Origin of the sequence: Nonomuraea sp. NPDC005650 (genome assembly GCF_040605375.1) — a bacterium.
Taxonomy (GTDB): domain Bacteria; phylum Actinomycetota; class Actinomycetes; order Streptosporangiales; family Streptosporangiaceae; genus Nonomuraea.
In genome coordinates, this window is record NZ_JBEXCR010000019.1 from 100,766 (window position 1) to 126,780 (window position 26,015).

The following is a 26,015-nucleotide window of genomic DNA, read 5'->3' on the forward strand; positions in this document are numbered from 1 at the left end:
CTCGGAAATGGCATCGGGCGTACGGCACGCGCACCTTCAAGGGCCAAGTCTGATGGGTGTAGCTCTTTTGCAGTGACTGTATGAGCTGGGGGTTGTGGTCTGGGCTGGTTGATCGGGTTGCTGACTCTCCGATGAGTGAAGGCGTGGGAGCGGACATGGCTGGAACGGAGGCCGAGGTGCTGCACGGCCTGCTTCAGGAAAGGTTGCGGAAGACGCCTGAAGCTTTGCCGATTACTCCGGTGGCCAGGAGCGGGCCGCCGGGGACGGCCGACAGCGAGGTCAGTTCGCCGCCGGACGAAACCCTGGTCCAGCGGCCGGAGGGGTCGCGGTGGGCGAGAGCGGAGTCGTAACCGTTAATGTCGGTGGAACCGAGAAACCAGTGGCCACCCCTGCCATCGGGGACGGGTGGGAGGTCACGGACCATACGCCCGGCCTTCGCGGAGGTGTCCTCGCTGCGCCAGCCGGAACCGGTCTGGAAGAGCAGAAACGAAGACGCCCCGATCTCCCCTGTGATCCAGGTGCCGGACGGGTCGGCGGTAATGGCGGTCAGCCGAGGGCCGGTCGGGTCGGGTGGGAAGTCGTCGGACAGTGGTGCGGCCTTGGGCAGCGCTTCGGTCAGGTTGACTCGGGTCCAGACCTTGCCGTCGAAGTGGTGCACGAAGGGGGCGTCGCCGTCGAGGGCCCAGATGTCGGTGGCGGAGCGGGCGCTGACTCGGAAGGCGGAGAAGGAGACGCTCTGTTCCGACCAGGTGGCGCCGTTGTAGTGCCAGGTCTTATGGTCGCCGAAGATCCACACGTCGTTGTCGGCGGTGACGGCGAGGCTTCCGGCCGTACCGGGCAGCTTGTGGACGATGGTCCAGGCACGTCCGTCCCAGCGCAGGACGGCGGTGTTGCCCTCGTCGCCGGCCAGGGCCCACACGTTGGAGGGGGCGGACGCGGCGACCGGGCCGATGTTGCCGCGTGTCACCGGGAAGTCGCTTTTCGTCCAGCGGTCGCCGTCCCAGTGGAAGGCTGTGGGGCGGTGCGGGCCGTCGGCCATCGGCAGCCAGGCGCCGATGCCGAGGATGTCCCAGCCGAAGGCCCAGGCGTCGTGCTCGCCGGTGGCGATGACCTGTCCGTAGGTGACCGACGACTGGGCGGCCACCAGCTTCCAACGGTCGTTGCCGTCGCCCATAGGGGCGGTCCACCCCAGCCAGAGGCCGGCGGCGGCTGCGGCCGCCGCGATGACGGTTGCCCACCCGAGCCACGGGCCGGTGGCGGTCAGCTTCAGAGACATGATCGAAGCGTATGAAGGCCGCCAGAACGGCACATGAGTATTCGTACTCAGATGGATGGGCGTAGGGCCGAGTTCGTGGCAGTGGAATCGTTGCCGGGAACTCGCGCGGCGGCAGGCCGATTCCCGGCAGCGGGTCGAGGAGCTTGGTGAGCAACTCGCCGAGGTGCGGGCGCGGTTGGAGGCCGAGGATGATCGGTTGTCGCGGTCGCTGATCGCGTAGGGAGATAGCTGACCGAGAGAAGCAGCGCCTTCGCCCACCATCACCAGGACCAATATGCCCCACGGGCTGATCGAACCAGTCACTGTGGAAGAACCACACCCAAGTCTGATAGACGGCGGCATCCTGCCTCAGGGGTGGCGCCGGATGCACGGCACCATCGCACCCTCAACCCGCGGAGTTGGGGAGAGCGCGGCATCGTGCTCCCGAGGCACCGTCGAGGAGACGGCGGCATCGCGCTTCCAAGGCGGCGTCGGATGTGCGGGGAAGCGGTGTGAGGGCGTTGGAGAAATCCATGGGTGGGGTAGTGGGCTCCAGCACCGCTCCACTGTGTGTCGGTCGGATGTGCCCGGCCCGCCGCTGAGAAGGTGCTGGCGGGGGCTCGGGCAGATGGATCTGCCCGGTCATCCGGCGAGACCTCTGCGCTGTCGATCTTCGACATGCGGTCTGACCATGGACTTGTCGCTTCGCCCCGTTTCTCCCGGCCATGGGCCCATTCGTGTTCTTTAGGACGGCGTCCGATCCTCTCCCTCGGAAGAAACAACTTCAGCTTGTGTATGAAGAACCCCACTCTGGCCACGATGGATGGCTGCCGCAGGTGTGAACTTTCTGTCATCGTGTGCTCAAGCAGCAAAACCCGGCCCGTCATCAGACCCCGGGAACTCGTCTGAGCTGGCACAAAGGCGGGAATTCATGGACCTAGAGACACAGATCCTCGAGTTGCTGTTGCACCTCCAAACCCTCAAAGCGGGCCAGCACCACAGCAACAAAGGAACCGCGGCCGACATGGCCCAAATGCAGGCCGACATCAGCAACGTCCAAACCGCGATAAGGCGAGACCTCGCCGTTCTGTGCGACGAGGTGGCAGCCCTTCAACGGCACATGAACGAGCACCGCGCATCCAACCGACCGCAATGCCGCAAAGGTCGTAATCCCGATAAGGCACAGTGATCGGCTGGCGACTCGGACTCGATCTTTTCGCTGCACCTGCGTGAGACTTGGCCTGAGCCTTCCCGTCTGCGGCTGGAAGCTCAGGCCAAGCTCGGCGTAGGGGCGGCGTTGGGGCGCGGAAGGCGACGTAGCGGCCCAGGCAGCGGTGCCCCCCATAAGCCTTGGGGGCGCGGGGAAGCGATGTAGGCATGAGCAACCGCGGTTCTGGGCGGAGGCCTGGTGCGGTTGCCGAGGTTGGTTGCCTCGTCCGGCAGGAGGCTGGCCTGGAAGGGCGCTTCTGCGGTTGGTGCCTCGTTAGGGTCTCGGTGCCGGTGGGGTTGTGAGGCGGACTGGGGCTGTCGTTCGCCTGGATATCCAGGATGTACTTCGATTGCGAGGTTCGGTACTGGGTCGTCAATATTGCCCCCCAAATGGGGGTTATAAGCTCCTTCGTCAAGAGGAGCCCGAAAGGGCGTTTTTTGTGGTGGAGTTGTGGGAGGCTTCTTTCGGTGCGATAGGCGGACTTAAGGTTGTTTCGCGAGGCAGGGCTTGGCGGGGACGACATCTCCTTTATGGTCTGCTTGTCCTGGGAACGTAGACGGCTACGGCGTCGTCGTTCTACGGGAGGATGATTGTGGAGGCCAGCCCGGCTATTACGGGGATAATTCCAAGCAGGACGAATGCCGGGAGGAAGCACAGGCCGAGTGGGGCTACTGCCTTTACGCCGACACTTCTGGCTGAGGCGACGGAATTGGCCCTGGCGGCTTCGCGAGCGTCGTCGGCCAGGCGGGTCAGGACGTCCGCCACAGGTGCGCCGCTTTGAGCTGCTCGGCTCATCGCTCGGGCAAGTTGGGCCATGGTTGGGTCCTTGGCGAGGGTGGCCCAGGTGGGGTCGGGATCGGCGCCCAGGCGTAGTTGGGTGCTGACCCACTTCAGCCGCTGGCCGAGGGGGCCGCCGATCGCGTTGGCGGCGATTTCCGTGGCGTCGCTCACCGGGCGGCCGGCGAGCAGGCATGCGGTCATCAGATCGGCGGCGAAGGGGAGGTCTGCTGCGATTCGGCGGCGGTCGCGGTGGTTCTGCTGGGGTTGCTTCTTGTGGAGGAAGGCTGCCAGTGCCGGGGTGACCAGGAGGCCGGCGATGGTTCCGGTGATGCCGCCGATCAGGAGCGCGGTCAACAGGCCTGTGCAGGTGGCCATGGTGATCGTCTTGCGGGTGATGCGGGGTGAAGGGGGATCTTGCCAAGGTGGCTCGTCATCGCCATTTTGGGCTTGCGCTTGTTGGGTTGGATGCGGCTCTTGAGGGTTGTGCTCGGGTCCGGGTGAGGGCCCGGCTGGTGGGCGCAGTCGGGTCAGGCGTTCTGCTGGGGTTCGGGGAGAGAACCACATCCACGTGGCCAGGCCGGCGAGCAAGGCGGAGAGCCATTCGAGCATTGGGCGTGGTCCGATCGGTTCGGTGTGGTGCGGGTTTGATGGGTTGGCTGGCGTGGTGGATCAGTGGGCTTGGCGAGCGGCTGGCGTGGTGAGTCGGCTGGCGTGGTGGGCCAGCGGGCTTGGCGAGCGGCGGGTGCTGGGTGGGTAAGGGTCCTGCCTGGAGCGGAGGGTTCTGCTGCGGTTGCGGCGCCTGCCGATGTCTGGCTGGTTCTGCCTTGGGTGACGTCTCCTGCCTAGGTTGCGGGTCCGCCTCGGGTTGCGGACCTGGCTTGCGTTGCTGGTCTGGCTTGCATTGCTGGCCTGGCCTGGGTTGCCGACCTGGCCTGGGTTGTGGGTTTTGGTGAGGTGACGGGCTTCAGGTGGGTGGATGTGGGTTTGGGTTTGTGTGTGGGTGGTTGTTTTGGGCTTGTGTTTTGGGGTGTTGGTCTGGTTCTTGGGGGGGTTGGGTTAGGTCTGGGCTTGGGTTGCCATGTGGTTGGTCCACCACAGGCCGCAGGCGTCGAGGGCGATGCCTGCTAGCAGGCACATGAGGCCGGGGAGGCTGCCTAGGAGGAAGTCCAGAGGGTGCATGTTGAGGGCTGCGGCCATGAGGAGGCCGAGGGCGGGCAGTACAGCCAGGAGGCGGGCTGTGGTGCGAGGGCCTGCGAGTTGGGCGGCTACGTCCTGGCGGTGGGTTTGGGCTGCGCGTAATGTGCCCGCGACTCGCTCGACCAGGGCGGCCAGTCCTGCGCCCACCGTGACGCCTACTTCCCAGCAAGCTGCCAGTTGGCGGAGGCCCTCGCCTCCCTGAGGTGGGGCGGATGAGGTGAGGGCTGCGGAGACGTCGCCGCCGTCTCTTGCCGCGGCGACGACTGGGCGCAGGGTCTCCGCGTCCGGGAAGTCCACTGATGTGATTGCCCTGGTCAGGGCTTCTCCGGGGGTGCGTCCGGCCGACAGCTCCGCCGACAGGGATTGGCAGAGCTCTATTGATGCGTGGCGCCAGAGCTGTGCGCGGCGGGCGGGGGTCGGGCGGGTGAGGCGGGTGGTCAGGGAGGTCCAGCGGGGTTTGTTCCTGCCTGTGACGAGCCTGGTCAGGCGGGTGGTGGGGGTGTCTGGGGCTGTCCACAGCCAGATCGCGCAGGCTGTGGACAGTGCTGCGATGAGAGCGCCGGTCATCGTGGTGCCTTGGTCTTGGGGCTCATGGCTGTGCTCTTCGGGAGAGGGCTTCGTAGGCGGGGCCGGGTTGGGAGTTGCCCCTGGCGTCGAAGGTCACGGCTGGGATCGACTCGACGAAGCCGGCCGACGTTCTGGAGAGCAGGCAGATCTCGGCGATACGGCGTCGGCCGTCCGGGCGGCCGCGGGTCAGGTGAATGACCGCGTCGAGTGCCGCGGCCAGCTGACTGTGTACGGCCTCCCTGGTCAGGCCCGCTGCGCAGCCCAGGGCTTCCAGGCGAGGGGGTACGTCGGCCGCGGTGTTGGCGTGAAGCGTGCCGCAGCCGCCTTCGTGGCCAGTGTTGAGGGCGGCCAGCAGGTCCACCACTTCGCTGCCTCGGACCTCCCCCACCACCAGGCGGTCTGGGCGCATTCGGAGCGCTTGGCGTACCAGGTCGCGCAGGCTCACGCCGCCTGCGCCTTCCAGGTTCGCCGGGCGGGTTTCCAGGCGGACGACGTGCGGGTGGAGAGGGCGGAGCTCGGCTGAGTCCTCTACCAGGAGCAGGCGTTCTGCCGGGTCGGCGAGTGACAGCAGGGCTGACAGGAGTGTCGTCTTGCCGGTGCCTGTGCCGCCTGTCACCAGGAACGCCAGCCTGGCGCTCACCATGGCGGTCAGCACCGGGATGGCGGATGGGGTGATCGTGCCCGCCGCCACCAGGTCGTCCAGGGTGAACGTACGGCGCGGTGGTAGGCGTAGCGAAACGCAGGTGCCGCCCGACGCCACCGGTGGAAGCACGGCGTGGAGGCGGACGCCGCCGGCGAGCCTGGCGTCCACGTACGGGGAGGCGTCGTCGAGTCTTCTGCCCGCGACGGACGCCAGGCGCTGGGCCAGCCGGCGGACGGCCCCGTCGTCCGTGAAGGTCACAGAAGTGCGGTGTAGACCGCTGCCATCGTCTATCCACACCTCACGTGGGCCGTTGACCAGGACGTCTGTCACGTCCGGCCGGGCCAGGAGCGGCTCCAAGGGGCCGGCGCCCATCAGGTCGGCGCAGAGGGCCCTGGCCACGGCGAGGATCTCCGCGTCGCCGTACACGGATTTCTCGGCTCGCAGGGCCACTGCCACCTGGGCGGCGCTGGGTTCTACTCCTGCTCTGGCCAGGCGTACCCGAACGGCTTCCACCAGTTCCTGGGACACGGCTTCGGTGGGTGCGGGCGATTTCGGGGTGCTCATGTCGGGAGGAGGTCTCGCAGGAGTGTGGTGCACAGGGCGCCCAGCACGGTGCGGGGGCCCAGTTTGGGTAGCTCGCCGCGGTTGAGGGTGGCGGTGAGTCTCGGCTGGTCGGGCAGGTTGCCAACGGACGGGATGCCCAGGGCGGCAGCGGCCATGTCGTCGTCCACGACTCCTGGGCGGAGGATCGCGCGGATGTCGGAGGTGTGTTTGCGGGTTTCGCCCAGCACCTGTACGGCCGAGAGGATGCCGCGTACGTCGGCCGTGGCGACCATCAGTGTGGTCTTCGCTCTGGTGAGGGCCTCGATCGCGGCCGGGTCTAGGTGGCGGGGAAGGTCGACGACTATCAGGTCGAAGCCTCGCTGACCCGCCTCCAGGACGGAGCGCATCGCCTGGGCTGGGATCGCCGCCACCTCACCTCTGTGGAAGGAGAGGACCGCCAGGTCGCCGAACGACGGCAGTGCGGCTTGAAGGGCGCTGGAGTTGATCCGGCCCTCTCTGGCCACCAGGTCTCCCCAGCGGGCGCCCGATGCTTCCTCGTGGCCCAGCAGTGCGTCTATGCCGCCGCCCAGCGGATCGGCGTCCAGGAGCAAGGTACGGAGGTGGTCGCCGGAGGCGCGTAGGGACAGGCAGGCCGACAGCACGCTCGCGCCTGCCCCGCCTCGGCCGCCGATCACGCAGATCACGGATCCGGAGCGGGGGTCGGGCTCCATGGCGTCTGCCAGCCGCTCGACCAGGTGGCGTTCGTCGTTGGGGAGGGTCAGGACGGTCTGGGCTCCCACGGCCACGCATTTTCGCCAGGTGTCCGGGTCGTCCGGGGCCCGGGTCACGAGGAGGACCTGGTCTCGGGTGGGGGGTGAGCTCGCCGCCACGGCGTCTGCCTGGTCGGCGCCTACCGCTATCAGTGGGGCCAGGTTCCAGAACGGGCGGGCGTGGGCGGGGACGTGGGCGACGTCGAGTTGGGCGCCGGCTGCGGCGGCTATGCGGACGAGGTCGTCCAGCAGGGCGTGGTCTTCGGTGATGACCAGGGGGCGGTGCATGTCGGCCTCATTGGGGTGGTGGGTGGCGTTGGGAGGCCAACCTTGCTGGAGGTGGGTGGGGTGGGGAGAGGGTGAACGGGGTTCTGGGGATTGTTGGGTGGGGGTGGGGTGGGGCTGTGGATATCGGGTGTGGTGGTGCGGCGTGATGATGACGGCGGTGGGGGCCGGGACCGGGGCGGGGCCCGGATGTGGCGCGGTGGTTGGCGCCGCTGCGGTGGAGGCTGCGATGGGGGGTGCTCGGAGAAGCGCGCCGTGGTGACTGTGGTGGTAGGTGGTCAGGGTGGCGAGGGCGGCTCAGTGGGCGGCTTCTCGCAGGGGAGCGTGATGGCCAGACCCGATCTGCGGGAAGGCACGGGGCGTGGCGCTCGGCGAGAGGTGCACCGCGGGGACGCGGGGACGCGGGGACGCGGGGACGCGGGGACGCGGGGACGCGGGGACGCGGAAAGGCGAGGGTGTGGCGCTCGGCGTGGGACCGCTGCGGGAAGGCGCGAGGCGGGGGCGCTTGGTGGGGGCCCGTCGTGGGGACGGCGCAGAGACCGCGGGCGGGGTGCTCGGTGAGAGCCCGCCGTAGGAAGGCCCCGCGGTGCGTGTGGGCGTTCGGTGGAAGGCCCGCCATGGGGAAGTGCAAAACCTGCTCTGTGGAAGGCCCGCCATGGAAGGCGTGGGGGTGCTCGGGGAGAGCCCTCCGCAGGAAGGCGCAGAGGCGCGGGTGGGCGTTCGGTGGAGCCCCGCCGTGAGGGAGCACAGAGGTTCGGGGGAGGCCCGCCGCAGGGAAGCGCAGGAGCGCACGTGGGTGCTCGGAAGGCCCGCCATGGGAAGCGTGGGTGCTCGGTGGAAGGCCCGCCGTGGGGAGCGTGGGTGCTTGGTGGAAGGCCCGTTGTAGGGAGGTGCGGGGGTGAGGTGCTTCGTAGGGGTGTGGTGGTGGGGGTGGGCCCTACGAGAGTGGGTGGAAAAGGGGCGACCCCCGCCGGGGGGGAGAGCGGGGGTCGCCTGATCGGTCCGGCTCCGGGGGGGTAGAGCCGGTCCCGTTTCAGAAGAAAGCTTTCATCACTTCACCAGAGCCTGGCAAGGGACTGGCAAAGGTACTCCGTGCACAGTCGCTCCAGTTTCGGGCGATACCCCCGTATGCTGCCCGATGGACTCGAGTTTCGTCGAGGAGCAATCTCGCATTTTCGCCAAGTTTTTTGTCTGCGCCATAACGATCACATAAAGGCGATCACTCTCTGTAATCATCACAGCTTGGTAACCAGATCACGGAGGGTGGCCATGGCGGGGTATGCCAGGGCGCCCCTCATCGCCTGGTAAAGGTCTTGGTCCGAGGGCTTCCCATCAGGGCGGATCCGTCGTAGAAAGGTGTCACGGACCTCTTGTCCGGGCGCATCAGCCGGGCACCCACGCGCGACCAGCCGCGGGAGGCGCGTCGTGACGGGCTTGACCCGCTCCGACGAATACAGGTGCACGCTTGGTAACCCGGTGTGATGCGCCGGCAGACGGCGTCTCTTGACTGAGACGCCGTCAGCTATGTCAGCGGTTCGGCCCGACGCCCCAACCTGCGCCTCCGCCGCCGTGACCTCAGCCTCTTTGCATCGCCTCGCAGACGGCGGTCGCCTCGCGCACCCCCAGGCTTACCGCGGAGGCACACTGTTGTACCCACTGCGCGACGCCCTCCGGGGTCCCGCTCAGGTACGCCCTCAACGCTTCCGCGTACGAGCCGTGCTCCAGATGTCCGACCTCCACGGCCACGAGGGACTTCGGGTCCAGGCCGTACTCGACCAGGGTCAGGCGCTCGGCCGCGCGTGCCACGATCCCGTCCGCCGTGCCGAAGGGACGCAGTACGGCCAGCTCGGCGTGGACGACGGCGGCCAGCACGATCGCGGGCGCCTTCGTGGGGCGTTCGAGCAGGCCGAGCAGCCCGTCCATGCGCGTGGCCGCCTCCGACACGCTCGGCGCGGGCCCCAGACCCAGCGGGTCCTGCGCCTCGTCCACCGCCCGCGGACGGCCCAGGACGGCCTGCGGGGCCAGGCCGGTCGCCGCCACCGCGTGCAGGCGGGCGAGCACCTGCCGCGGCGACGCCCGCCATGTCGAGCCCAGCCGGCCCAGCTCCGCCGACGCGCGCAGGGCGCCCTGGACGAGCGGGTCGTGGACCTCGTCCCGGCGCAGGGCGTCCAGGGGCACGTCCACGCCCTCCAAGGACGCCGAGGCCCGCGCGCCCCGCAGGGACGACTCCGTGGAGACGGCCGGGCTGGCCCGGCGCAGGACTCGGTGGCGGTACAGCCGGTCGACGGCCTGCCTGGCGGATTCCACCGCCTCGGGGACGCCGGGGAACTCCGCGATGACAGCCAGTGGGTCACTCACGGGAACCGACCTTACCCGCGAGTACGACCGCTCCCGGTGACGACCGTACCGGCACCCCGGAGGAAGGCAGCGCGCGCTCAAAAGGTCACGGTGCGTCGAGAAATCCCGTCGATCGAATATGCGCAACCCTTTATGGGTCCCCACCAGATTTCAGGATGACAACGTTTCAATAGCGGTTGTCATGCGACCTGATAAGCGGAGGCCCCTCGGTACAGACCTGTCTAGACCTCTTGTGTGTGGAGGCCGTGAGCTGGTGAAGTGGGACACGACCTATCCAATCTGGCCATAGAAGGAGCACGAGGTGGCCCCGGAGACCCCCGGCAACGAGACCCAGGCGCTGTCGAACCTGCTACAGGAGAACCGCCGGTTCGCACCGCCGGCTGACCTGGCGGCGGCCGCGAACGTGACCGCCGCCGCATATGACGAGGCCGCCGCCGACCGTCTCGCCTTCTGGGAGCGCGCGGCCGACCGGCTGGCGTGGGCCAAGCGGTGGGAGACGACCCTCGAGTGGAACGCCCCGTTCGCCAAGTGGTTCGTCGGCGGCGAGCTCAACGTGGCCTACAACTGCGTCGACCGCCACGTCGAGGAGGGCCGCGGCGACAAGGTCGCCTACCACTGGGAGGGCGAGCCCGAGGGCGACACCCGTACCCTCACCTACGGCGACCTCCAGCGCGAGGTCAGCAAGGCCGCCAACGCCCTGCAGGAGCTCGGCGTCGGCAAGGGTGACCGGGTGGCCGTCTACATGCCGATGATCCCCGAGCTGCCGATCGCGATGCTGGCCTGCGCCCGCATCGGCGCGATCCACTCGGTGGTGTTCGGCGGTTTCTCGGCCACGGCGCTGAAGAGCCGGATCGACGACGCCGACGCCAAGCTCGTCATCACCGCCGACGGCGGCTACCGCAGGGGCAGCCCGTCGGCGCTCAAGCCCACGGTGGACGAGGCCGTCGCCGAGTGCCCGCAGGTCGAGAACGTCCTCGTCGTCCGCCGTACCGGCCAGGACGTCGCCTTCGGCGGCAAGGACGTCTGGTGGCACGACCTGGTCGACCGTCAGAGCGACCAGCACACCGCCCAGCCCCACGACGCCGAGGACCCGCTGTACATCCTCTACACCAGCGGCACCACCGGCAGGCCCAAGGGCATCCTGCACACCACCGGCGGCTACCTCACCCAGACCGCCTGGACGCACCACGCGGTCTTCGACCTCAAGCCCGACTCCGACATCTACTGGTGCACGGCCGACATCGGCTGGGTGACCGGCCACTCCTACATCGTGTACGGCCCCCTCGCCAACGGCGCCACCAGCGTCATCTACGAGGGCACCCCGGACACCCCGCACCGCGGCCGGTTCTGGGAGATCGTGCAGAAGTACAAGATCACGATCCTCTACACGGCGCCCACCGCGATCAGGACGTTCATGAAGTGGGGCGACGACATCCCCGCGAAGTACGACATGTCCAGCCTGCGCATCCTGGGCTCCGTCGGCGAGCCGATCAACCCCGAGGCGTACGTCTGGTACCGCGAGCACATCGGCGGAGAGCGCTGCCCCGTGGTCGACACCTGGTGGCAGACGGAGACCGGCGCCATCATGATCAGCCCGCTGCCCGGCGTCACCGCGGGCAAGCCGGGCGCCGCGATGCGCCCGCTGCCGGGCATCTCCGCAGACGTGGTCGACGACCAGGGCAACAGCGTCCCCGACGGGGGCGGCGGCTTCCTCGTCGTACGCGAGCCGTGGCCGTCGATGCTCCGCACGATCTGGGGCGACGACCAGCGCTACATCGACACGTACTGGAGCAGGTTCGAGGGGATGTACTTCCCCGGCGACGGCGCCAAGAGGGACGACGACGGCGACCTGTGGCTGCTCGGCCGCGTGGACGACGTCATGCTCGTCTCCGGCCACAACATCTCCACCACGGAGGTGGAGAGCGCGCTGGTCAGCCACCCGAAGGTGGCCGAGGCGGCCGTGGTCGGCGCGACCGACCCGGTGACCGGCCAGGCGATCGTGTCGTTCGTGATCCTGCGCGGCTCGGCGGAGGAGAGCGACGACATCGCCGCCGACCTGCGCAACCACGTGGCCAAGACCCTGGGCCCGATCGCCAAGCCGCGCCAGATCCTGGTCGTGCCCGAGCTGCCCAAGACCCGCTCCGGCAAGATCATGCGCCGCCTCCTGCGCGACGTGGCCGAGAACCGCAGCGTCGGCGACGTCACGACCCTCGCCGACAGCACGGTGATGAACCTGATCTCGGAGAAGCTCCCGTCCGCCAAGTCCGAGGACTGATCCCACCTTCCAGGCGTATGTCCCGATAAAAAGGGACATACGCCTGTCTCCTGAGACCCTGGTGGCCCGGGGGCGAAGCCCGGCGGAGCCGACGCGGGCGCTATCTTGTTCGATCGGGTAGTTCTGGGAGTGATAGCGGGACTCACGCTCGACAAGTTTCGGCGTGTTCGGGGCGCCTGGCTGTCAGCGCGGCTCAGCCTGGCGAAACTGTCGGAAGGGCTCCTGGCGGCGGTGCTGCTTCATACACGGTACGCGAGCGTCGCATTGCGCTGGATGATGTTTGACACGGCCGCCAGGCCTCGATAGGAGACGTTCATGCCGCAGACTCCCGAGGAAGAATCCCTGGGCTCGCTGGTCGCCCAGGCGAGCAGTCAGATCTCGGACCTGGTCCGCTCGGAGATCGAGCTGGCCAAGGCCGAGTTCAGGTTCGACGCCAAGCGGGTCGGCACGGCGGGCGGCCTGTTCGCCGCCGCCGCCTTCATGGCGCACCTGTGCCTGATCCTCGCCTCGTTCACGATCGCGTTCGTGCTGGCGCAGTGGCTGCCCAACTGGGCGGCATTCCTCATCGTGACCGTGTTCTACCTGGTGGCGGCGGGTCTGCTGGTGTTCATCGGGGTCAGGCGGCTCAAGGGACTGGCCGGGATGAAGCGCACCGCCAGATCGATCAAGGGGCTCAAGGAGATTGCCACGCCCGAGGACGAGACGCTGCCCGCGGTTCGTCCCGATCGTGAGCCGGTGACACGTGATGGCACCTGACGAGTCGGTCGTACAGATCGAAGGACCCTGGACGCACCGCGCGGTCCACGCGGGCGGCACCCGATTCCACGTCGTCGAGGCGGGCGAGGGGCCGCTGGTGCTGCTGCTGCACGGGTTCCCGCAGTTCTGGTGGACGTGGCGTCACCAGCTCGTCTCCCTGCCGAAGGCGGGTTACCGGGCGGTCGCGGTCGATCTGCGCGGCTACGGCGGCAGCGACAAGCCGCCGCGCGGCTACGACCTGCCCACACTGGCCGCCGACGCGACCGGCCTGATCAGGGCCCTGGGCGAGACCGGCGCGATCGTGGTCGGGCACGACTGGGGCGGCCTGCTGGCCTGGACGATGGCCGTGCTCGACGCCAAGTGCGTGCACCGGCTGGTCGCCGTGTCCGCCCCGCATCCCCTGCGGCTGCGCAAGGCGCTGCTGACCGACCCGTTGGGCCAGCTCAAGGCCAGCCGGCAGGCGCTGGGCCACCAGCTGCCGCTGCTGCCCGAGCACCGGCTCAGGCGCCGCGACGCGGCCCTGGTGGGCAGGCTGCTCAACGACTGGTCGCGGCCGGGCTGGCCCGATCCCGAGACCGCGCGTACGTACCGCGAGGCGTTCCGCATCCCCGCCGTGGCACACTGCGCGCTGGAGTACCACCGCTGGTTCGGCCGCTCCCAGCTGCGCCCCGACGGCCGCCGCTACGCCAGGGCCATGCGTACCGAGGTCGAGGCCCCCACGCTCCACCTGCACGGGGCGCTCGACCCGCGCGCCCTGCCGCGGACGGCGCAGGGCTCGGGCCGCTACGTGGCGGCTTCGTACCGGTGGCGGCTGCTCGAAGGAGCCGGCCACTTCCCCCATGAGGAGATCCCCGACGTGTTCGACACCGAGCTGCTCGGTTGGCTGGCCGATCCGGAGCCCGAGCGATGAGAGACCGCGATCCCGAGGGCAGGCCGCGTAACGCCAGGCCGCGCGACGCGTACGGCAGGCCGCTCCCCTACGGCGAGCAGGGCATGCCCCGGGTCCCCGACGACTACGCCCCCACCACCGAGCAGGCCATGGCCGACGCCCGCCGCTTCCTGGCCGAAGGGCTGCCGTTCAACGCGCACGAGGTGTTCGAGGGCCGCTGGAAGTGCGCGCCGGAGGACGAGCGCGAGCTCTGGCAGGGCCTCGCGCAGATCTGTGTCGGGCTGACGCACCTGCAGCGCGGCAACGGGCGCGGGGCGCTGACCCTCTTCAGCCGCGGCGCCGCCAAGGTCCAGGGGTACGGCGGCGCGTACGACGCGGTCGGCAAGGCGGCCTCGGGGTTCGGCCAGGACAGCGACCCCGACGAGGCCGTAACCGTGATCCTGGACAAGCTGCCCGGCTGAGCGGCGGGGGTCAGTCGCAGTTCTGGGTGCTGGCCGGCGAGGTGTCGGTGCGGCCCTGGGCCGCGTCGGGGGCGACCTCCTCGGCCGTCAGGACGTAGCCGGTCTCCTCTTCGTTGATCGCGGCGGCGAAGATCACGCCGTAGACCCGGCCGTCCACCGTGAGCAGCGGGCCTCCCGAGTTGCCGGGCAGCACCCGGCCGCGGATCGCGTAGACCTTGCGCCGGACCGTGGCGTCGCGGTAGATGTCGGGCCCCTCGGCGTCGAGCTGGCCGCCGATCCTGGCCGGCTCGGCGGTGAAGCCCTTGCTCTTGGGGAAGCCGGCGATGATGGCGCTGTCGCCGCGCGAGCCCTCGCCGTCGAAGGAGAGCTGCGGCAGGCCGAGGCCGGGCACGTACAGGATGGCGATGTCGCGGCGCGGGTTGTAGCGCACGACGGTGGCCGCGTGGGGCGTGTTGGTGGAGTCGATGACCTGCAGGTCACGGGTCACGCCGGCGACCACGTGGGCGTTGGTCATGATCCGGTCGGGGGCGTAGACGAAGCCGGTGCCCTCGATGTGCTTGTTGCAGCTCTCGGCGTTGCCCTGCACCTTGACGATGGCCCGCCGGGCGCGGCTCAGCTTGGCGCCCTGCAGCACGCTCTGGTCGGGCGGCGGCACGTCGACAATCGTGCCCGCGCCGATCGCGTCGAAGACCGGCGGGAACTCCGACCGGTCGATGAACTTCTTGAACGGCTGCTGCCAGTTGCGCGCGGCCTGCGGGATCACATCGTCGACGGTGGTCAGCAGCGCGGAGTTCTTCACCTGGTCGACGAGCGGGCTGAAGGCCGTGGAGACGATCAGCGAGCCGATCAGCCAGGCGATGACCAGCACGGACAGCGCGCTGGAGAACGTGCCGCCGACCGCGTCGGCCACCTTGGCGGGCTCCCAGGTGACGTGGCTGCGCACGACGGCGCCCAGCGTCGAGGACGCGAACTGGCCGATGGTGGCCGACAGGAAGACGATCACGATGGCCAGGAGCGCCTGCGGCGTGTCGCCGCTGACCACGGCCTTGGAGATCGGCGGCGCGATGAAGACCCCGAGCACGGCCCCGCCCACGAACCCCACGAAGCTCATTACCCCGATGATGAAGCCCTGCCGGTAACCCGAGACGCCGAAGGCGATCACGAGGCCGATCAAGATGAGGTCAAGCAGATCACCGCGCACGTTTCAAAGGTAACCAGGGATACGGTCAAGTGTGCACGTCTTCCGCCAGGACGGCGTCACCGCGTGGCTACCTTGAGCGGTATGCCGCCGGCCGAGGGAACAGTGCGCGATCTCATCGAGGCAGCTCTGTGCGACCCCGATCCCGACGGCCCTCTGCGCTGGCACGTGATCTCCGTGCTGAGCCGGCGGGGCGATCTTGAGTCCTTCATCGAGGCGCGCCGGCTGTGCGCCGCGGACAGCGTGCCGGAGCGGCTGCTCGGCGTGGACATCATGGGGATGCTGCAGCCGTTCGTGGACCGTACGCTGCCGGTGCTGCGGTACCTGGCCGCCAGCGAGGACGACGCCATGGTGCTCTACTCGGTGCTGATCGCGTTCGGGCACCTGGCCGACCCGCGGTCGCTGCCGTCGGTGATCGACCTGGCCGGCCACGTCGACGCGAGGGTGCGGTACGGCGCCGCGTACGCGCTGCAGCACGTGCTGGGCGACCCCCCGGACCGGGCCGGGCTGGAGACGCTGCACGCGCTGGCGGCCGACAGCGACAAGGACGTGGCGGGCTGGGCCTCCCTGGGCGTGGCCCTGCGCTCGGCCCCCTAACCCCTCGACGCCAGGTCGATCACTTCCTGCGGGAGGTCCTCCACCTGCGCGGCGTCCCACGGACGTTCGAGCCCGCCCACGCGCAGCACCGTGTCGAGCACCATCGCGGTGAACCCCCACACCAGCATCCCCCGCACCCGGAACGCGGGCCCCGCCGAGCCCCTCGGATGCCGCAGCGTGACCCGGTTGCCGGGATCGACCAACTCGGCGATCGGCACCCGCTCCACCGACTCCACCTCGTACGGCGAGGCCGCGTGCACGGCCGACGGCTCGCGCCACCAGGCGATCACCGGCGTGACCCGATTGTCGCTGTGGCTGAGGTAGAGCTCGGGCATCGTGCACAGCACGTGGACGCCCGCGGGGTCGGCCCCGGTCTCCTCCTCGGCCTCGCGCAGCGCCGCCGCGACGGGCCCTCCGTCGTCGGGGTCGACGCCGCCGCCGGGGAAGGCGGGCTGGCCGGCGTGCCTGCGCCCGTGCGTGCTGCGCTGGATGAGCAGGACGTCGGGGCCGAGCGGCCCCTCGCCGAACAACATCAGCACCGCCGCGGCCCGGCCGCTCCCGTTCGGGGGTCTCCACCAACGCGGTACGTCGTAGCGCTGAGCCTGCGCCGCCAGTCTGTCGAGCCAGTCGGGCACTTGGGTCACGCATCCTCCAACACGCCGGGGCATCCGGGGCTTCCCGCGCTCACAGGAAGGCTCGCAAGAAGGCTCACGAGAAGGGGCCGGACCTGACGAGCTTCTCCGCCTCGGCCACGGCCGTGGGGCCGGTGCCGTACGACGGGCAGAGCGCGGCCAGCGGGCACACGCCGCACGCGGGCCGCCGCGCGTGGCAGATGCGGCGGCCGTGCCAGATCACCCGATGGGAGAAGATCGTCCACTCGCGCCTGGGCAGCAGCTCCCCCACGACGTGCTCGATCTTGACCGGATCGGTCTCCTCGGTCCAGCCGAAGCGGCGCACCAGCCGCTGGAAGTGGGTGTCGACGGTGAGCCCCGGCACGTCGAACGCGTTGCCCAGCACCACGTTGGCGGTCTTGCGGCCCACGCCGGGCAGGGTGACCAGGTCCTTCAGCTTGCCGGGCACCTCGCCGCCGTACTTGTCGCACACCGCCTGCGCCATGCCGATGATGCTGTTGGTCTTCGCGCGGAAGAAGCCGGTCGAGCGGATGATCTCCTCCATCTCGGACCGGTCGGCGGCGGCGTAGTCCTCCACCGTCGGATATTTCGCGAAGAGGACGGGGGTCACCATGTTGACCCGCTTGTCCGTGCACTGGGCGGAGAGGATGGTCGCGACCAGGAGTTCTAACGGGTTGGCGAAGTCGAGCTCGCAGTGGGCCTCTGGATAGGTGTCCGCGAGGATGCGGTTCATCTTGCGGGCCCGCCGTACCAATGCGAGCCGGGTCTCCGGCTTGCGCCCCGCCGCGTTCGTGGCCATGCCGCAAGACTAGAAGCTTCCGCGAACTGTTGAACCCAGGACGGCCCTGCCCGCGTACAACCTGGCGACACGGGAGGCGGTGGCCATGAGTGGTCAGGGTGCGGTGCTGTCGGACTTCGTGCGTACATCGGGGCCTTTGCGGGGGCAGGCGCTGCAACGCCTGGCCCTGACCTGCGCCTCCGCGGTGGCCAAGCTGCACGCCCGCGGCAACGTGGGGCTCCGGCTCAGCCACGAGAGCATCGCGCTCGGCGCCCACGGCCAGGTGCTGATCGGCTGGCAGCCCGGTATCACCCCGGGCTCCGCGGCCGACGACGTGCTGGCCTGGGCCGATCTGGTGGTCTTCGCGGCGACGGGCCGCACGGACGGCGACACCTCCGTCCTGCCTCCCGCGCTGCACCTGGCGGTACGCCAGTGCCGCCAGCCCGACCCCACGGCCCGCCCGCGCGCGGCCGACGTGCTCCGCGTGCTCGTGGGCCAGTCGGTGGCGGCCGCGGTGGCCTCCGTTGACGGTCTTCTCGCCTCTTGAGACTCCGCTGAGACCCATTCGCGGCTCTTGTGTGGCTCTTCTGCGGCACAGGGGAGGGTCGATAGCCCCTGAAACCAGGGCATCAGGTACCTTTCCCCTGGATACGACTCATCCGAAAAGCGCAGAACACTCCAGCATTCCCATAACCTGTGTGTGCCACGCAGAGTGGGGTGAGTCACAATGGCAGCAGAGGAGGCAGAGTGAACACCGAAGATGTGCTGGGCAAGGCCCCCCTGTTCGCCGCACTGGACCGCGAGAGCGCCGCGGCGCTGCGTACGAGCATCACGGAGGTCCAGCTCTCCAAGGGACAGACGCTCTTCCACGAGAACGAGACCGGCGACCGGCTCTACGTCGTGCTCGAAGGCAAGATCAAGCTGTCCCGCACCTCGCCCGACGGACGGGAAAACCTGCTGAGCGTGCTCGGGCCGAGCGAGATGTTCGGCGAGCTGTCGCTGTTCGACCCGCGGCCGCGTACGGCCTCGGCGACCGCGCTGACCGACGTGCGGCTGGCCGGGCTCGGCCACGACGACCTGCGCCCCTGGCTGACCGGCCGCCCCGAGGTGGCGCTCCACCTGCTGCGCGCGCTCGCCCAGCGGCTGCGCCGCACCAACGACGTGCTGGCCGACCTGGTCTTCACCGACGTGCCCGGGCGCGTGGCCAAGCAGCTGCTCGACCTGGCCGAACGGTTCGGCACCAAGACCGACGACGGCCTGCGCGTGCACCACGACCTGACGCAGGAGGAGCTGGCGCAGCTCGTCGGCGCCTCGCGCGAGACGGTCAACAAGGCGCTGGCCGACTTCGCCCAGCGCGGCTGGCTGCGGATCGAGGCCAAGGCCGTGGTCATCCTCGACATGGACCGGCTCTACAACCGGTCCAGGTAGTCGAGCTGGGCCACGACCGACATCTCGGCGGCGGCCCAGAGGGAACGGTCGACGTCGGCGTACACGATCTTGACGATCTCGCGCGGCGTGCGCGCGCCCTGGGCGCGCGCCGCCCTGATCTGGTCGAGGCGCTGCCGCCGGTGCGCGATGTAGCCGTCGAGCGCGGCGATCGGGTCGGGCAGCACGGGGCCGTGGCCGGGCAGCAGCGCCCGCGCCTCCAGGCCCTCCGCGGCCGCCCTGAGCCGGTCAAGGCTGCGGAGATAGTCGGCCAGGCCGCCGTCGCGGGCGATGATCGTGGTGCCCCTGCCGAGCACGGTGTCGCCGGTCAGCATCGCGTGGTCCTGCGGCAACCAGAAGCAGAGCGAGTCGAACGAGTGGCCCGGCGTGCCGTACACGTGGATCTCCAGGCCCGCCACGGTCACCACGTCGCCGTCGGCGAGCCCCTCCTCGCCCAGCCGGTGCCGCGGGTCGAGCGCCCGGACGGGGGCGCGCACCATCTCTGCGAAGCGCTTGGCGCCGCCGCTGTGGTCGAAGTGCCCGTGGGTGAGCAGGATCTCGGTGACGCGCCGCTCCCCCAGATGATCGCGTACGCGGCGCAGATGCGACTCGTCCTCGGGCCCGGGGTCGACGACCACCACCTCGTCCCCGCCGATGAGCCAGGTGTTGGTGCCGTCGAGCGTCATGATGGACGGGTTGGGCGCGAGCAGGTTCTCGGCGTGTTCGGTACGGGACCCGTCGGGCGTCCCGATCGGGATGTGCAGCCCGCTCACCGCGTCACCAGCCGCATCTCGCCCTCGATCTCCACGGCCTTCGGCATGATCGGCACGATCTCCCTGCGCTCGGCCAGGATCCCCGCCACGCTGTCGTGAGCCGCCAGCTCGGTCAAGGTCTGGTACGTGGGCGGCATCAGGAAGATCTCCCCCCGATGTGCCAGCTCGATCGCCTCCGCGGGGCGCCGCCAGGCCACCTGGTCGGCCTCACCGCCGACATCACGGGTGCGCTGGCCCTCGGGGAGCACGGCGACGAAGAACCGCGTGTCGAAGCGCCTGTGCTCGATCTCCGGGGTGATCCAGTGGGCCCACGGCTTGAGCAGGTCGGACCGGAGCACCAGACCACGCCTGGCGAGGAAGTCGGCGAAGCCCAAGCTCCTGTCGATCAGCGCCAGCCGGTCGGACTCCCAGTCGTCGCCCGTCGTGTCGGCGACCACGGAGCCGGGCCCGGGACCGGCCAGCAGCACTCCCGACTCCTCGAACGTCTCGCGTACGGCCGCGCACACCAGGCCGCGCGCGAGCTGCTCGCTCGCGTGGAAGGCCGCGCCCCACTCGGCCGGTGACGGGCCTGCCCAGGCCACGGCCTGGTCGGTGTCGCGGGCGTCCACCGAGCCGCCGGGGAAGACGTACGCGCCCGCCGCGAAGGCCATCGTGGCCTTGCGCCGCAGCAAGTACGCTTCCGGCCCTTCCCGCAGAATCGCCACCGTGGCGGCGTCCCTCGTGGGGACCGGCTCGACCCGCCCCGCGAGGAGGTCCCGTGCCCGCGCGGCTAGCTCGGCTGGAAGCAGCAATCCGGTCACATCGGTCATAGTGCCTCAGGCTACTTCGGCGATCAGCTCCACTTCCACAGGTGCGTCCAGCGGGAGGACGGCCACGCCCACGGCGCTGCGGGCATGCCTGCCCGGCTCGCCGAGCACGTCGGCGAGCAGCTCGCTGGCGCCGTTGCCGACCTTGGGCTGCTCGGTGAAGCCCGGGTCGCTGGCCACGAACACCACGACCTTGACGATCCGCACGATCTTGCTCAGATCGCCCACCTCGGCCTTGAGGGCGGCGAGCGCGTTGAGCGCGCAGATGCGGGCCTGCTCCGCGCCCTCCTCCGTGGTCAGGTCGGCCCCGAGCTTGCCGGTCCGCTGCAGCTTGCCGTCGACGAACGGCACCTGGCCCGAGGTGTAGACGAGGTTGCCCGTCCGCACGGCCGGCACGTAGGCGCCCGCCGGCGCCGCCACCTCGGGCAACGTCAGGCCGAGATCCGCGATCTTCTGCTCGGGGGTCACTGCTTCTCCCTCTTGAAGTAGGCGACGAGCTGCTCGGGCGTGGCACCCTGAACGATCTGGACCAGCTCCCAGCCGTCGGAGCCGAAGTTGTCCAGGATCATCTTGGTGTTGTGGATCAGCACCGGAGCGGTGAGGTACTCCCATTTCTTCATGAAGGTCAGCTTCTCATAAGAAACCCGCCCGCCGGCCTGCCTTGTGCCTGCTCAGACCGTGGTCGCGGACAAGTTCCCCATCGGGGTGTGAGCAATCTCAAAGGGTGGTCGTCGGCTTCCGACAAGTGACCGTTCGGTAGCCTCGAATGGTGGACTCTCCGGACACGGATTGGGCCGGTGTGCGGCTGCACGTTGTCACCGGCAAGGGCGGCACCGGCAAGACGACCGTGGCCGCCGCTCTCGCGCTCGCGCTGGCCGCGGGCGGCCGTAAGGTGCTCCTCGTCGAGGTCGAGGGCAGGCAGGGCATCGCGCAGATCTTCGATCTGCCGCCGCTGCCGTACGAGGAGCGCAAGATCGCCGTGGCGCCCTCCGGCGGCGACGTGTACGCGCTGGCCATCGATCCCGAGGAGGCCATGCTCGATTACATGGAGATGTTCTACGGGATGCGCAGGGCGGGCCGGGCGCTGACCAAGATGGGCGTCGTCGACTTCGCCACCACCGTGGCCCCCGGTTTCCGCGACGTGCTCGTCACGGGCAAGACGACCGAGGCCGTACGCAGGCGGGCCAGGAACGGCCGCAGGGTCTACGACGCGGTCGTGCTCGACGCGCCGCCCACGGGCCGCATCACGCGCTTCCTGAACGTCACCCAGGAGGTGGCGGGCCTGGCCAAGGTCGGGCCGATCAAGAACCACTCCGACCTGGTCAACGGAGTCGTGAAATCTCCTGAGACGGCGGTGCACTTCGTGACGCTGCTGGAGGAGATGCCCGTGCAGGAGACCCTCGACGGGCTCGCCGAACTGCGTTCGGCGGGGCTTCCCGCCGGCGGAATTTTCATCAATATGGTGCGTGAATCACTGATCCCGCAAGCCGCTCTTGACACGGCTGTCAAGGGCCGTTTCGACCCGGCGGAGCTCGTGCTCGGGCTCAAGGCGGCCGGGGTGGCCGACGGGGCGGAGGCCACGGCGGTCGCCGAGGCGCTCGCGGAGGAGATCGCCGAGCACGCCCACCGCACCGAGCTGGAGCGCGCGGAGCGCGACTCGCTCGGCGAGGCCGGGCTGAAGAGCTACGAGCTGCCGCTGCTGGCCGACGGCGTCGACCTGGCCGGCCTGTACGAGCTGGCAGAGAGCATGCGCACCCAAGGAGCAGCGTGAAGAAACCCGCCGCACTCGACATCGACGCGATACTCGACGACGCCGGCACCCGGATCATCGTCTGCTGCGGGGCCGGCGGGGTGGGCAAGACCACGACCGCGGCGGCACTCGGGCTGCGGGCGGCCGAACGCGGCAGGTGCGCCGTCGTGCTCACCGTGGACCCCGCGCGCCGGCTGGCCCAGTCGATGGGGCTGACCGAGCTCGACAACACCCCGCGCCTGGTCTGCTCGCCCGAGGGCGGCGGCCAGCTCTACGCCATGATGCTCGACATGAAGCGCACGTTCGACGAGATCATCGAGGCGCACGCCGATCCCGCGCGGGCCCGCCAGATCCTGTCGAACCCCTTCTACCAGTCCCTCTCCTCCAGTTTCTCCGGCACACAGGAGTACATGGCCATGGAGAAGCTGGGCCAGCTGCGCCGCTCGGACGAGTGGGACCTGATCATCGTGGACACGCCGCCGTCGCGCTCCGCGCTCGACTTCCTCGACGCGCCAGAGCGGCTCGGGCGCTTCCTCGACGGACGGTTCATCCGGCTGCTGACCGCACCGGCCAAGGCCGGGGGGCGCAGCGCGTTCCGGCTGCTCAACGCCGGGTTCGGGTTGATGGCCGGAGCGATGACCAAGCTGCTCGGTGCTCAGGTGATCAAGGATCTGCAGACGTTCGTGTCCGCGCTCGACGCCGTCTTCGGCGGCTTCAGGCAGCGGGCCGAGATGACGTACAAGCTGCTGCAGGCCCCTGGCACGGCCTTCCTCGTGGTGGCCGCGCCCGAGCGGGACGCCATGCGTGAGGCGTCCTACTTCGTCGAGAGGCTCGCGGAAGAGCGCATGCCACTGGCCGGCCTGGTGGTCAACCGCGTGCACATCTCGCCCGCCTCGGTCCTCTCAGCCGCCCGTAGCGCCGCGGCCGCGGAAGACCTCGAGGCGCGGGGCGAGCATGAGCTGACCGCCGCCGTGCTGCGGCTGCACGCCGGGCGAATGCAGCTCACCGCTCGCGAACACCGCGAGCAGGAGCATTTCATCTCGGCCCACCCCACGGTGCCCGTGGTGCAGGTTCGCGCCATGTCCGAGGACGTCCACGATCTCATCGGTCTGCGCCAGATCGGGGACCTGTTGGCGAGCGCATGAAAGTACGGCCGGCGGACGGCGCCGGCCGTACTTGCGGCTCGCCGGGCTTGGATCAGCCCGCGATCAGCTCGTTGGTTCGTTCGTACTCTTCCTTGGCGGACTCGAGCAGGTCTCGCCACGAGTCCACATCTGGCCGCCGTCGAAGCAGCGCACGCCGTTCGCGTTCGGTCATACCGCCCCACACCCCGAACTCGATGCGATTGTCCAGCGCATCGGCGAGGCATTCAGTACGGACCGGGCAGCCCCGGCAGATGAGCTTGGCCCTGTTCTGCGCGGCGCCCTGCACGAACAGGGCATCCGGATCCGCACCCTTACAGGCGGCACGGGAGGTCCAATCCGTGATCCACATTGTTCGACCCCACTCCCCTTAGGTGGTCAGTCGTCATTTGGGGCCGACGGGCGCGGGCGCCGAGCCTCCGTATTCAGTTGCCGCAGGGAGAACGTACGCAACTACACGTTCGGGCCGACAGACCCCAGAGGACCAATTTCTCGCGGCCATCTTGACCGGGAATGACTAGTCACCCCCGTCAGTCAAGGCGAAATGGTGTCGTGCTACCGATTCGGTCAGTCTTTCGACGTACTCTTGGTACCGTGCAAGCGCAGCGCAAAGATCGCTCCAACCCCATCCTCGGCATCCTGCGTCTGATCATCGCAGGTTCGGTCGCCGGGGTGCTGGCCGCGGCCGTGGCCCTACCTGCGGTCGGCGGGGCGGGGATGTCCACGAAGAGCGCTGTGGCAAGCCTCAATCTCAAGCCCGAAGAGCTCGACGAACCCCCTCTTCCCGAGCGCACCGTCCTGAAGGACGCCAACGGCAAGCAGTTCGCCCAGTTCTACTTTGAGAACCGGCAGTCTGTCCGCCTTGACCAGGTCGCCCCGATCATGCAGACGGCGCTGATCGCGATCGAGGACTTCCGTTTTTACCAGCACGGGCCGATCGATGTTGAGGGAACGGCCAGAGCGCTGCTCAAGAATTTGTCGGGCGGCGGCGTCATGCAGGGCGGCTCGTCGATCACCCAGCAGTACGTCAAGCAGGTGCTGGTCAACAAGGCCGAGACGCCCGAGGAGCAGGCGGCGGCCATCGCCCCGACGCTCTCCCGCAAGCTGTCGGAGCTGCGTAACGCGATGGCGATCGAGAAGAAGTACTCGAAAAATCAGATTCTCGAGAAATATCTGAACATCGCCTACTTCGGCGCGGGCGCCCACGGCATCCAGGCCGCGGCCCGGCGCTTCTTCGACAAACCCGCCGCCGAGCTCACCCTCGCCGAGAGCGCCACGCTGGCCGGCGCCGTACAGAACCCCGCGCGCACCGACCCGAGCGTCGGCCCCGAGTCGCGGGCGCGGCTGCTGCAGCGGCGCAACATCGTGCTCGACCGGATGGCCGAGATCGGCAAGATCACGCGGCAGGAGGCCGCCGAGGCCAAGGCGAAGAAGCTGGGCTGGAAGAACATCAAGGCGCCCGGCGGCTGCGAGGCCAGCAAATATCCGTACTTCTGCCTCTACGTTCAGTACGAGATCCTCAACAACGAGGACTTCGGCAAAAACCAGGACGAGCGCAAGAAGCTGCTCCAGCGGGGCGGTCTGACGATCAAGACCACGATCGACCCGAAGATGCAGGCCGCCGCCGACAAGGCGATCAAGAAGTTCGTCTCCAGGAAGGACAAGCCCGTGGCCTCGCAGGCCATGGTCGTTCCCGGCACCGGCGAGATCAAGGCCATGGCCGCCTCGCGGAAGTTCGGCGGGAGCAAGAAGAAGAACGAGATGAGCTACAACATCGTGGCCGACGCGGCGCACGGCGGCGGGCGCGGGTTCCAGCAGGGCTCGACGGCCAAGGTCTACACGCTGGCCACGGCGCTGGAGGAGGGCCTGAAGTACGGCGACGGCTTCCCGGCGCCCGCGGGCTACCAGGCCGGCGGCTACAGCACGTTCAAGAACTGCAAGGGCGAGAACGTCGGCGACCCGTCCCACACCGTGAACAACTCCAGCGAGGGCGGCGCCGGCTTCAAGACGCTGCAGACCGGCACCTGGGGCTCGGTGAACACGTTCTTCCTCAAGCTCGAGGAGAAGGTCGGGCTCTGCAGCGTGGTCAAGATGGCCAAGAAGCTCGGGGTCAAGCGGGCCGACGGGCAGAAGCTGTCGGAGGTGGAGACGTTCACGCTGGGGGTCAACGAGGTCGACCCCGTGACGATCGCCAGCGCGTACGCCGTCTTCGCCTCGCGCGGCCAGTACTGCAGGCCGCTGGCGATCACCGAGATCAAGGACCGGGACGGCAAGGCCAAGCAGTACAAGCCGAAGTGCTCCCAGGTGCTGGAGGAGGAGGTCGCCGACGCGGTCAGCGGCATCCTGTCCGGGGTGTTCACCAAGGGCACGATGCAGGAGGTCGGCGGCATCGGGCGTGACGCGGCCGGCAAGACGGGGACGACGGACAACTACGCGTCCGCCTGGTTCGCCGGTTACACCCCCAACCTGTCGTCGGCCGTCAGCCTGGGCGACCCGCGCGGCACCAGGGGCAACGAGCTGATCGGGGTCACGATCGGGGGCCGGTACTACCCGTACGTGTACGGGGCCTCCATTTCGGGGCGGATCTGGAAAGACTCGATGCTGACCGCGCTGAAGGGGATCGAGGCCGTGGAGTTCACGCCGGTGGACACCTCGCGGTTCGGCGGATGCACGGAGCACTGCGCGCCGAAGAAGCCCGAGAAGGAGAAGAAGGACGAGCAGGGGCCGCCCACCGGGGACGGCGACCCGTTCGACATCTTCAACCCGCCGAACGGGGACCAGGGAGACGGACGCGGCGGGCGCGGCGGGGACGGGCCGGGCAACGGCCGCGGCCGCGTCGCCGTCGGCCCCACCGGCTGACCCCCGGGCCCTGCCCGGTCACCCGGGCGGGCCCGAAGACGGGTCCGGGGGCGCTCAGGCCCTCAC

At 69.2% G+C, this 26,015-nt stretch carries 25 protein-coding genes; 10 read left to right on the forward strand and 15 right to left on the reverse strand.

The genetic code is table 11. The annotated features are described in order from the left end of the window. Positions 1 to 193: 193 nt before the first annotated feature. From ABZS69_RS31175 to ABZS69_RS31205, 7 genes are all read right to left on the reverse strand, one after another. Positions 194 to 1,276: a hypothetical protein gene (locus tag ABZS69_RS31175; RefSeq protein WP_355378810.1), complete on the reverse strand. Its 1,083-nt coding sequence runs from the start codon at positions 1,274 to 1,276 to the stop codon at positions 194 to 196. Between the two features lie 916 nt (positions 1,277 to 2,192). Then, the gene (locus ABZS69_RS31180; RefSeq protein ID WP_355378812.1) at positions 2,193 to 2,387 is read right to left on the reverse strand and encodes a hypothetical protein; all 195 of its coding nucleotides are present in this window, start codon (positions 2,385 to 2,387) and stop codon (positions 2,193 to 2,195) included. 654 nt (positions 2,388 to 3,041) lie between these two features. Then, on the reverse strand, positions 3,042 to 3,854 hold the full coding sequence (locus tag ABZS69_RS31185; protein WP_355378814.1) for a type II secretion system F family protein: 813 nt from the start codon (positions 3,852 to 3,854) through the stop codon (positions 3,042 to 3,044). A gap of 447 nt (positions 3,855 to 4,301) precedes the next feature. Beyond that, positions 4,302 to 5,009 (reverse strand): type II secretion system F family protein, encoded by a 708-nt coding sequence (locus ABZS69_RS31190; RefSeq protein WP_355378817.1) that lies wholly within the window; start codon positions 5,007 to 5,009, stop codon positions 4,302 to 4,304. A gap of 22 nt (positions 5,010 to 5,031) precedes the next feature. Beyond that, positions 5,032 to 6,216 (reverse strand): TadA family conjugal transfer-associated ATPase, encoded by a 1,185-nt coding sequence (locus ABZS69_RS31195; protein ID WP_355378820.1) that lies wholly within the window; start codon positions 6,214 to 6,216, stop codon positions 5,032 to 5,034. Then, a complete protein-coding gene (gene ssd / locus ABZS69_RS31200) occupies positions 6,213 to 7,253 on the reverse strand; it encodes a septum site-determining protein Ssd (RefSeq protein WP_355378823.1) in 1,041 nt (346 codons plus the stop codon). The genes ABZS69_RS31195 and ssd overlap by 4 nt, the downstream gene beginning before the upstream one ends. A 1,572-nt stretch (positions 7,254 to 8,825) precedes the next feature. After that, positions 8,826 to 9,608, reverse strand: a complete 783-nt coding sequence (locus tag ABZS69_RS31205; protein WP_355378826.1) for an oxidoreductase — start codon at positions 9,606 to 9,608, stop codon at positions 8,826 to 8,828. 301 nt (positions 9,609 to 9,909) lie between these two features. Between ABZS69_RS31205 and acs the strand changes: the two genes are divergently transcribed. The 4 genes from acs (at position 9,910) to ABZS69_RS31225 (ending at position 13,989) form a co-directional block, all read left to right on the forward strand. Further along, entirely contained in the window at positions 9,910 to 11,883 is a 1,974-nt protein-coding gene (acs, locus tag ABZS69_RS31210; RefSeq protein ID WP_355378827.1) for an acetate--CoA ligase, read from the forward strand. A 315-nt stretch (positions 11,884 to 12,198) separates the two neighbouring features. Then, a complete protein-coding gene (locus tag ABZS69_RS31215) occupies positions 12,199 to 12,639 on the forward strand; it encodes a phage holin family protein (protein ID WP_355378829.1) in 441 nt (146 codons plus the stop codon). After that, complete coding sequence (locus ABZS69_RS31220) at positions 12,629 to 13,549, forward strand: alpha/beta hydrolase (RefSeq protein ID WP_355378832.1); 921 nt, start codon at positions 12,629 to 12,631, stop codon at positions 13,547 to 13,549. Before ABZS69_RS31215 ends, ABZS69_RS31220 begins: the two co-directional genes overlap by 11 nt. Next, entirely contained in the window at positions 13,546 to 13,989 is a 444-nt protein-coding gene (locus tag ABZS69_RS31225) for a DUF309 domain-containing protein (protein ID WP_355378833.1), read from the forward strand. The genes ABZS69_RS31220 and ABZS69_RS31225 overlap by 4 nt, the downstream gene beginning before the upstream one ends. 10 nt (positions 13,990 to 13,999) lie before the next feature. Here ABZS69_RS31225 and ABZS69_RS31230 read toward each other — a convergent pair whose 3' ends face one another. Beyond that, on the reverse strand, positions 14,000 to 15,190 hold the full coding sequence (locus ABZS69_RS31230) for a MarP family serine protease (protein ID WP_355378835.1): 1,191 nt from the start codon (positions 15,188 to 15,190) through the stop codon (positions 14,000 to 14,002). A gap of 81 nt (positions 15,191 to 15,271) precedes the next feature. On the opposite strand from ABZS69_RS31230, the gene ABZS69_RS31235 reads away from it, so the two are divergent. Beyond that, the gene (locus tag ABZS69_RS31235; RefSeq protein WP_355378838.1) at positions 15,272 to 15,784 is read left to right on the forward strand and encodes a HEAT repeat domain-containing protein; all 513 of its coding nucleotides are present in this window, start codon (positions 15,272 to 15,274) and stop codon (positions 15,782 to 15,784) included. On the opposite strand, the gene ABZS69_RS31240 is transcribed toward ABZS69_RS31235, so the two are convergent. Then, the gene (locus ABZS69_RS31240) at positions 15,781 to 16,428 is read right to left on the reverse strand and encodes a CoA pyrophosphatase (RefSeq protein WP_355378840.1); all 648 of its coding nucleotides are present in this window, start codon (positions 16,426 to 16,428) and stop codon (positions 15,781 to 15,783) included. The two genes, ABZS69_RS31235 and ABZS69_RS31240, sit on opposite strands and share 4 nt — an antisense overlap. Positions 16,429 to 16,492: 64 nt before the next feature. Then, positions 16,493 to 17,215 carry an endonuclease III gene (gene nth, locus ABZS69_RS31245; RefSeq protein ID WP_355378843.1) on the reverse strand — a complete coding sequence of 241 codons (723 nt, stop codon included), beginning with the start codon at positions 17,213 to 17,215 and terminating at the stop codon, positions 16,493 to 16,495. Positions 17,216 to 17,300: 85 nt separating this feature from the next. Here nth and ABZS69_RS31250 point away from each other — a divergent pair, with 85 nt between their 5' ends. Further along, the gene (locus ABZS69_RS31250; RefSeq protein ID WP_355378845.1) at positions 17,301 to 17,741 is read left to right on the forward strand and encodes a hypothetical protein; all 441 of its coding nucleotides are present in this window, start codon (positions 17,301 to 17,303) and stop codon (positions 17,739 to 17,741) included. A gap of 245 nt (positions 17,742 to 17,986) precedes the next feature. Next, positions 17,987 to 18,622, forward strand: coding sequence for a Crp/Fnr family transcriptional regulator (locus ABZS69_RS31255; protein ID WP_225965682.1), 636 nt, complete (start codon positions 17,987 to 17,989; stop codon positions 18,620 to 18,622). On the opposite strand, the gene ABZS69_RS31260 is transcribed toward ABZS69_RS31255, so the two are convergent. Genes ABZS69_RS31260 through ABZS69_RS31275 form a run of 4 tightly spaced genes read right to left on the reverse strand, consistent with a single transcriptional unit; the run spans position 18,604 to position 20,818 of the window. Continuing rightward, complete coding sequence (locus tag ABZS69_RS31260) at positions 18,604 to 19,392, reverse strand: MBL fold metallo-hydrolase (RefSeq protein ID WP_355378848.1); 789 nt, start codon at positions 19,390 to 19,392, stop codon at positions 18,604 to 18,606. The genes ABZS69_RS31255 and ABZS69_RS31260 overlap by 19 nt on opposite strands. Further along, entirely contained in the window at positions 19,389 to 20,201 is an 813-nt protein-coding gene (locus ABZS69_RS31265) for an NUDIX hydrolase (RefSeq protein WP_355378849.1), read from the reverse strand. Before ABZS69_RS31265 ends, ABZS69_RS31260 begins: the two co-directional genes overlap by 4 nt. 6 nt (positions 20,202 to 20,207) lie before the next feature. Beyond that, positions 20,208 to 20,666, reverse strand: a complete 459-nt coding sequence (locus ABZS69_RS31270) for a RidA family protein (RefSeq protein ID WP_355378852.1) — start codon at positions 20,664 to 20,666, stop codon at positions 20,208 to 20,210. Then, positions 20,663 to 20,818, reverse strand: coding sequence for a DUF4177 domain-containing protein (locus ABZS69_RS31275; RefSeq protein ID WP_091100512.1), 156 nt, complete (start codon positions 20,816 to 20,818; stop codon positions 20,663 to 20,665). Before ABZS69_RS31275 ends, ABZS69_RS31270 begins: the two co-directional genes overlap by 4 nt. 179 nt (positions 20,819 to 20,997) lie before the next feature. Between ABZS69_RS31275 and ABZS69_RS31280 the strand changes: the two genes are divergently transcribed. Then, positions 20,998 to 21,969 (forward strand): ArsA-related P-loop ATPase, encoded by a 972-nt coding sequence (locus tag ABZS69_RS31280; RefSeq protein ID WP_355378854.1) that lies wholly within the window; start codon positions 20,998 to 21,000, stop codon positions 21,967 to 21,969. Continuing rightward, positions 21,966 to 23,093: an ArsA family ATPase gene (locus ABZS69_RS31285; protein ID WP_355378857.1), complete on the forward strand. Its 1,128-nt coding sequence runs from the start codon at positions 21,966 to 21,968 to the stop codon at positions 23,091 to 23,093. Before ABZS69_RS31280 ends, ABZS69_RS31285 begins: the two co-directional genes overlap by 4 nt. Before the next feature lie 52 nt (positions 23,094 to 23,145). Here ABZS69_RS31285 and ABZS69_RS31290 read toward each other — a convergent pair whose 3' ends face one another. Continuing rightward, positions 23,146 to 23,442, reverse strand: a complete 297-nt coding sequence (locus ABZS69_RS31290) for a WhiB family transcriptional regulator (protein ID WP_090771382.1) — start codon at positions 23,440 to 23,442, stop codon at positions 23,146 to 23,148. Positions 23,443 to 23,684: 242 nt separating this feature from the next. On the opposite strand from ABZS69_RS31290, the gene ABZS69_RS31295 reads away from it, so the two are divergent. Further along, entirely contained in the window at positions 23,685 to 25,949 is a 2,265-nt protein-coding gene (locus ABZS69_RS31295; protein ID WP_355378859.1) for a transglycosylase domain-containing protein, read from the forward strand. Positions 25,950 to 26,015: the final 66 nt, after the last annotated feature.